Below are 6,742 nucleotides of genomic sequence, written 5' to 3'. Positions count from 1 at the left end.
ATACACAGAAATAAATTTTACAAACTTTAATAATAAGGAGGAATAATTATGAAAAAAATAATTGCAAAAGTATTTCTATTTGTCTTATTCGCTACAGCTGTTATCAGAGTATATTTATATACAAACAGCATTCATTATCCAACAACTGAAGTTGTTGTTATGAGCGACATTACAGACGCTATGCTTGTAAAACCGAACAAAAATGACGCTGAGTCATTTTTTGATTTGAATAAAAACCGATGGAATGGAGCAATGTTTAAACTTGTAGACATTTCGGACGTGAGCTTTAATCGTTCACAGAAAGCAGGTATAGAAGCTGAAAACGATTGGCTTTCAAATGAAGCTAAAAGAATTGATAAGGTTAACTCATTTTATTCAAATGTTGAACAGATTTTTAATGATGTTTCAAAAATGAAAACCGGAAAAGACAATACTTCAATATATGTTCCGATTTCACAGGAGTTGAATATACTTTCCGAAAGTAAAGCAGAAAACAAAATTATGCTCGTTTATTCTGATTTAATGCAAAACACTTATGAAATTTCATTTTACAACTCAGAAACATTGAATTCGTTGAGTTCTAAAGCCGATTCCGTCAGTAAATATTTTGAATCGCAGGTTGTATTAAAAAACTTAAATGGCATAACAATTTATTTTGTTTATCAGCCATTGAACATAGGGAATGACGAAGAATATAAAATCGTTTCAAAATTTTTCAAAAATATTTTTGAAAGCAAGGGTGCGAAAGTTATTATAACTGCTGGCATTGATAGTAAATAATTCACAAACTAAAACTGAATATTATGAAAGATATGCTTTGGAAATTATTTGTAAATCTTGTAAAGGTGGTTTTTAAATTGTTTTTAATCGCACTTTACAGCGTGTCAAAACTTGCGGAAATATTCCTTCAAACCTTTAATGGTTGGTTGAAAGGGAATATAAAGTAATTATTTATTAACCTTTAAAAAATTCATAACTATGGAAAAATTTAAAGACATTGTAAAAATATTTGAAACAGCATTTACCATATTCTTCAATATAATTGAAGGCATTTTAAGCATTTTTAATTACAAAGAAAAGGGCGTATATAATGCAGAGTTTGCTCCTCAAAGTAAAGTGTTTTCTTTTTTCTCCGATTATGGTTTTTGCATCACAGGAAAAAAGAATTTATCGGTAAAAGATTCTTATCAAAATGCAATTGTAATAGGTGGAACAGGCGTTGGTAAAAGCTCGGTTGTTTTAATTCCGAGTTTGTATTCAATGCGTTCATCTCTTTTAGTCCACGATCCAGCGGGGGAACTCTATAATAAAAGTGCTGGGTATTTATTGCAAAAAGGATACAAAGTTAAAGTATTGAATTTTGCAAACCCTAATATTTCCTGCAATTATAATCCCATTACACGAGCCAACAGTTCATCTGAAATACAAAAAATTTCTTCAATGCTTGTGCAGAATGCACTTGGGCAAAACAGCAAAGACCCTTTCTGGAACACACAAGCTGTGGGACTTTTAGCAATGCTGATTTCAATTTTAAAAAAACAAGACAAAGAATATCAAAATTTATACAACATCCTTCATTTGTTAAATAATTTGGGAGGCAATCCTAAAGCGGTTGATTTGCTTTTCTTGAAATATGCAGGCGACGTGCTTTTCAGTGAATACAAATCATTTCTTGCTTATGACGAAAAAGTAATTTCAGGCGTGATTGCAACTTGCAAAGCTTCGCTACAAATATTTTCCGATGAATCTGTCGCAAAAATAACGTCAAAAGATGATTTAAATTTTATGGATTTCAGGAATGAAAGGACAGTCCTTTTTATTCAAAACAGCGTTTCAGAACAAAAATATTATTCTGTTTTGACTTCACTGTTTTTCGAGCAATTCTTTTCTTTTATTATGAGCCGTTTCCCAAGAGGCGATGAAGAAGATATTTTCTTCCTGATTGATGAAGCTAGTTCCTTAAATCTGCCAACTTTGTCGCTTGCTGTCGCTAATGTCCGAAAACATCGTGCAGGAATTATGTTGTTGCTCCAAGATCACAGCCAGCTTATACACCTTTACGGCAAATACGAAGCAGATGGAATAAAAGCCAATTGTTTCGCTAAAATGTATTTTACAGGGCAATCATTGGAAACAGCCACAGAGCTTGAAAGAATGCTTGGTAAATGCGAATACAAGGATAAAGAAGAAAAGAAACACATCAGACCTTTGATGACTAGCGACGAGATTCGCACCATGGCTCTGAACGAAGCCCTTCTTATATGCGGACATCATAATCCTATAAAACTTAAACTCGTTCCATATTACAAAAACTTTTATTTAAGCGATTATAGCAATATCCCAACTCCCGACATCGAAAATAAAAATATGTCTGACAGCATTTCATTATTACCTCTTAATGTTCCTGAAAATAATAATGAGTAATACTAAAAAACATACAGGCGGAATGTGGGAATATCTTGATTCAACAGGTGTTCTCGAAAGAGGTATTGATGAAGAAATTAAACAAGCTAAAAAAGAATACAGAAAAATATATTTTACAAAACATAAAAGAAAACAAAGAACGATTAAACGTGAAATCACAATAAGATTTTCAAAAGACAACAACGAATTTTCAAGAATTGACTTTGTTGCAAAACAGCACAAGATGAAGCTCACAGCTTTTTTACGTTCTGCTGTTTTAGCATACCTAAACAAAACATACATTGTGCCGGACAGATTACAGATAGCGGAATTGGAGCAACTGCTTTCACAATGTTTAAATGAAATACAAACAATAGTAAAACAAAAAGAAAAATACAGCTTTGAACGAGAACAGAAATACGAGGCAATTGAGAAGCTTATTGAAAAGTTAGGGGAAGAAATTAATAAAATTCTTAAACAACCATATACCATTGAAGAATTAGTAATTAAAGGCATTGAAGAAAAGCCGTCATTAAAAGAGCAATTGCTCGCTATTCTTACAACAAACAAAGATGATAATAAAAATCAAATCACATAAAAATCCAAATTTTAAAAAATTGCTTAACTATATGTTATACGATAAAGACCGATTGTTTGATAAAAACGGAAAAAGTTTTGCAGTGTCGCATAACTTAAGAGGGAACAGCATTACTGAATGGGTCAAGCAATTCAATGAAAATGAAAAATTCAGACAAAACAAAAGAACGGATTCAGTCATTCTGACTCACGAAATTATCAGCTTTCATAGGGACGACGCTAAAAACATTTCAATAGACAAGCTTGAAGATATCGCAAGGCAATATGTTCAGGAGCGAGGAAATGGAATGCTTTTAGCAGTTCCGCATTTTGATAAAGAACATTACCATATACACATTTGTGCCTCCGGCATTGAATACAAAACAGGGAAGTCAATGCGATTATCAAAAGCAACACTGCAAAACTTAAAGAAAAAAATACAGGAATATCAAATTGAAAAATATCCCGAGTTAAATAAATCATTGGTAAATCACGGAAACGAAAAAAAAGCGAAAGCCCTACCTGAAAAAGAATTTAAATTTAAAGAAAGGACTGGTAGGGCATCGGATAAAGAACAATTACTTGAAATACTTAATAAGTGTTATACAAAATCAAATTCAAAAAACAATTTTTACGAAAATTTAAAAGAAAACGGACTGCAAACATACATAAGGGGTGGCAAAATTTACGGAGTGATTCACAAAAGCAAAAAATATCGTTTCAAAACATTAAGTTTTACTGAAGAAAGATTGCAGGAGCTTGATAAATCAATAAATCGCGAGAATGAAATAAACAAATTACGAAAGAAAACAAAAGAAAAAATTATTAGTCGTAATCGTTAACAATCAATATGAATAATCAAAACACAAATAATAATAAACCAACAGATGTTTATACAATCGTCACAAATCGTATTATTGAACACCTTGAAAAAGGCGTTGTGCCTTGGCAACAATCTTGGTCTGACGCAGGGTTGCCAAAAAATTTAATTACCGGAAAACATTACAGGGGGATTAATGTTTGGCTTTTATCAGCTTTGGATTATAAACAAAATTATTTCCTTACTTTCAGACAGGTTAAGGATTTAGGAGGTTCTGTCAAAAAAGGCGAGAAATCGCACGAAGTTATATTCTGGAAATGGTTTGAAAAGGAAAATAAGGAAACGAAAGAAAAAGAAAGAATCCCAATGCTCAGATATTACAGGGTTTTTAATGTTTCGCAATGCGATAATATTCCGCTTGATAAAATACCGCCAATTATTGAAAGAAATAATAATCCGATTGAAACCTGCGAGAAAATTATCAGCGAAATGCCCCAAAAACCAAGAATACAGAATAAGGAACAAAGGGCTTACTATAATAGATTGAGCGATTATGTAAATGTTCCAAAGATTGAAACTTTTAATAAAAGCGAGGATTATTACGGGACTATATTTCACGAATTGGTTCATAGTACCGGACACGGCGAGAGATTAAATCGCAAAGAACTTTTAGAAAGTAAAGGTATGCGAACTGATAAATATGCTATTGAAGAATTAACAGCCGAAATGGGCGCTTCTTATTTAAAATCTTATGCAAATATCCCGATTGAACAGCTTGAAAACAACGCTTCATATATTCAGGGTTGGCTTGAAAGATTAAAGAATGACAAGAAATTTATTGTTTACGCCAGTTCTCAGGCACAAAAGGCAACTGATTACATCTTAAATATCAGCCCAGAAAAGGAAATTGAATATACTAATGAAATTGAGAGTAAGGAAAATGTGAGGGAAGAGGAATTGAATAAAGTCCGAAATAAAAATAATAAAGAGATAACTATTGAAATATAAAATGTATTTCAAAAAATGAATGAACGAATATACATATCAGAAATTCAAAAAAATCTTCAATATAAAACCCGTCGTTCCGTCAGGAGATGGTGTCTAAATAATGGACTTCGGCTCTTGTGCGATATTGGCTCAAACAAACATTATGTTTTAAAAGAAGAATTTGAAGCTGTAAAAATTAAAAGTTATTTCACGCAACAAAATTGCGATAATTCAACAATTAACACAACACAAAACAGCTATAAAGAACCCCCTAAAAGTGTTATAGAGTATGACCAAAAAGGGGCAAATGAAATAGCATTTATAAACTGCTTGCAAAATATATAAATGTGTTTATGATGCACGACATGAAAAACATAAAACCTTTACACATTCCGCCAACCAAGAGGTTCAAAGGATTGTACGTGTATTGTTATAAATGCAAAACGAATATGCAGGACATCTGCAAAGCCACAGGCAAATCATTAAAAAATTGTCCAAATGGCGACAGGCACGTATTTAAGTGCTACGTGAATGTTCCCGGAAAAAAGAACGAACGAAAAACAAAAAAGTTTGAAACACGAGATATAAATGAAGCCATAAAACAAGCAATAGAATTCAGAAAAGAAGTGCAGGAAGGGAATTACAATAAAGAAAATATTGTTGAAGTTGAAAAAGAAGTTGAAACGCAAAAAGAAGTTGAGACACAAAGCAAAAATGAAATACAAAAAAAAGAAGTTAAAATTGAAAAAAATAATGAGCCGAAACTTTTAATTAACGCAATGGCTCGGTATGTTGGATATTTACACAACGACCCCGAAATAGTTCCGGAATATAAAATAGAAATAAGAGATAAAAGATATATAGAGGACATTGAGCGAAACCTTAAACATTTCGTAATTTGCTTAAAGAAAAACGGTTATAACCCAAATGAGCTAACACTGGAAGATGTTAATGACCAAATAATAGGGAAATTTCATAGCTATATTTTGAATGAGTTAAAACTCTCAAATGCGAGCTACAACAGGGTAATGACACAATTAACCAGCTTTTATAACTACCATATTAACGAAGGTTATCAGGCAAAAAACCCGTTTAAAACAATTCCTCGAAAACCCGTTAATCCGAATATTGAAACCATAACCGAAGAAGAATACAAAAATTTGCTTGAGATAATTCAAAAACAGGAACTTGGTAAAAATGCATTAAGCACAGGAAAAATAAGAAATATGTATAAGTCGTGGGTGAAAGATGCTATTGAGTTAGGATTGTTGACAGGACGCAGAAACGAGGAAATAGTGCAAATGAAATGGAATGATATATTTACAGATGAAAAGGGCAATTTTTTATACATCAAAGCGACAGATTTCAAAGTCAGCAGACAAAAGGATCAGGAGATGAAAAATCCGAAACCGATATATGTTCCTATTACAGATGAACTCAAAGATTTACTTTTGCGGATTGGATTTGAAAAATACAAGGGAAGCGATAAATATATTTTAGCTCCCGAAGAAACAATGCAGAGAGATATAATCAATAGGTTTATATCTCGCTCTTTTTCACATTACTATAAGTTATTAAAAACAGGAAGACATTTAAGTTATAAATGTTTACGCAAAACATATATCAGCCGATTAAGCGGATTTATGGGAATTGATAATGCAAGGTTAATTACAAAGCATAGCGGAACACAGGTTATGGAACAACATTATGTTGATAAAAAAGTTATTGCACATACTGCAAGAAAATTTAAAATGTTTGAGCATGACACTGAGAGCAGAGAGGATGAATTAGAAAAAATCAGAAATAAAAACAACGAAAAAACACTGGAAAGATGAAAGATTTAAACAAAACTTCACCTCGTTGCTTCACCCTGAACTTCACCTCGACTTCACCTCGATGTTTTTTCGGGTTAAAAAAACAAACGCCGAATATGCTAAAACCCTTGCGTGTCTTGCA

7 protein-coding genes are annotated in these 6,742 nt (G+C 32.3%); all 7 read left to right on the top strand.

What is annotated here, in order from left to right; all coding sequences use genetic code 11:
- The first annotated feature begins 48 nt into the window (after positions 1-48).
- Positions 49-780, top strand: coding sequence for a hypothetical protein (locus WC223_11705; GenBank protein MFA6924903.1), 732 nt, complete (start codon positions 49-51; stop codon positions 778-780).
- 198 nt (positions 781-978) lie between these two features.
- Positions 979-2,424: a type IV secretory system conjugative DNA transfer family protein gene (locus WC223_11700; protein MFA6924902.1), complete on the top strand. Its 1,446-nt coding sequence runs from the start codon at positions 979-981 to the stop codon at positions 2,422-2,424.
- Entirely contained in the window at positions 2,417-3,001 is a 585-nt protein-coding gene (locus tag WC223_11695) for a hypothetical protein (GenBank protein MFA6924901.1), read from the top strand. Before WC223_11700 ends, WC223_11695 begins: the two co-directional genes overlap by 8 nt.
- On the top strand, positions 2,976-3,821 hold the full coding sequence (locus WC223_11690) for a relaxase/mobilization nuclease domain-containing protein (protein MFA6924900.1): 846 nt from the start codon (positions 2,976-2,978) through the stop codon (positions 3,819-3,821). Before WC223_11695 ends, WC223_11690 begins: the two co-directional genes overlap by 26 nt.
- Positions 3,822-3,829: 8 nt before the next feature.
- Entirely contained in the window at positions 3,830-4,807 is a 978-nt protein-coding gene (locus WC223_11685) for an ArdC-like ssDNA-binding domain-containing protein (protein ID MFA6924899.1), read from the top strand.
- Between the two features lie 15 nt (positions 4,808-4,822).
- Entirely contained in the window at positions 4,823-5,131 is a 309-nt protein-coding gene (locus tag WC223_11680) for a hypothetical protein (protein MFA6924898.1), read from the top strand.
- A 20-nt stretch (positions 5,132-5,151) separates the two neighbouring features.
- Positions 5,152-6,621, top strand: a complete 1,470-nt coding sequence (locus WC223_11675) for a tyrosine-type recombinase/integrase (GenBank protein ID MFA6924897.1) — start codon at positions 5,152-5,154, stop codon at positions 6,619-6,621.
- Positions 6,622-6,742 lie beyond the last annotated feature (121 nt).

Source organism: Bacteroidales bacterium (assembly GCA_041671145.1).
In the GTDB taxonomy this organism is placed as follows: domain Bacteria; phylum Bacteroidota; class Bacteroidia; order Bacteroidales; family JAHJDW01; genus JAQUPB01.
This window is presented reverse-complemented; position numbering and strand designations above follow the sequence as displayed.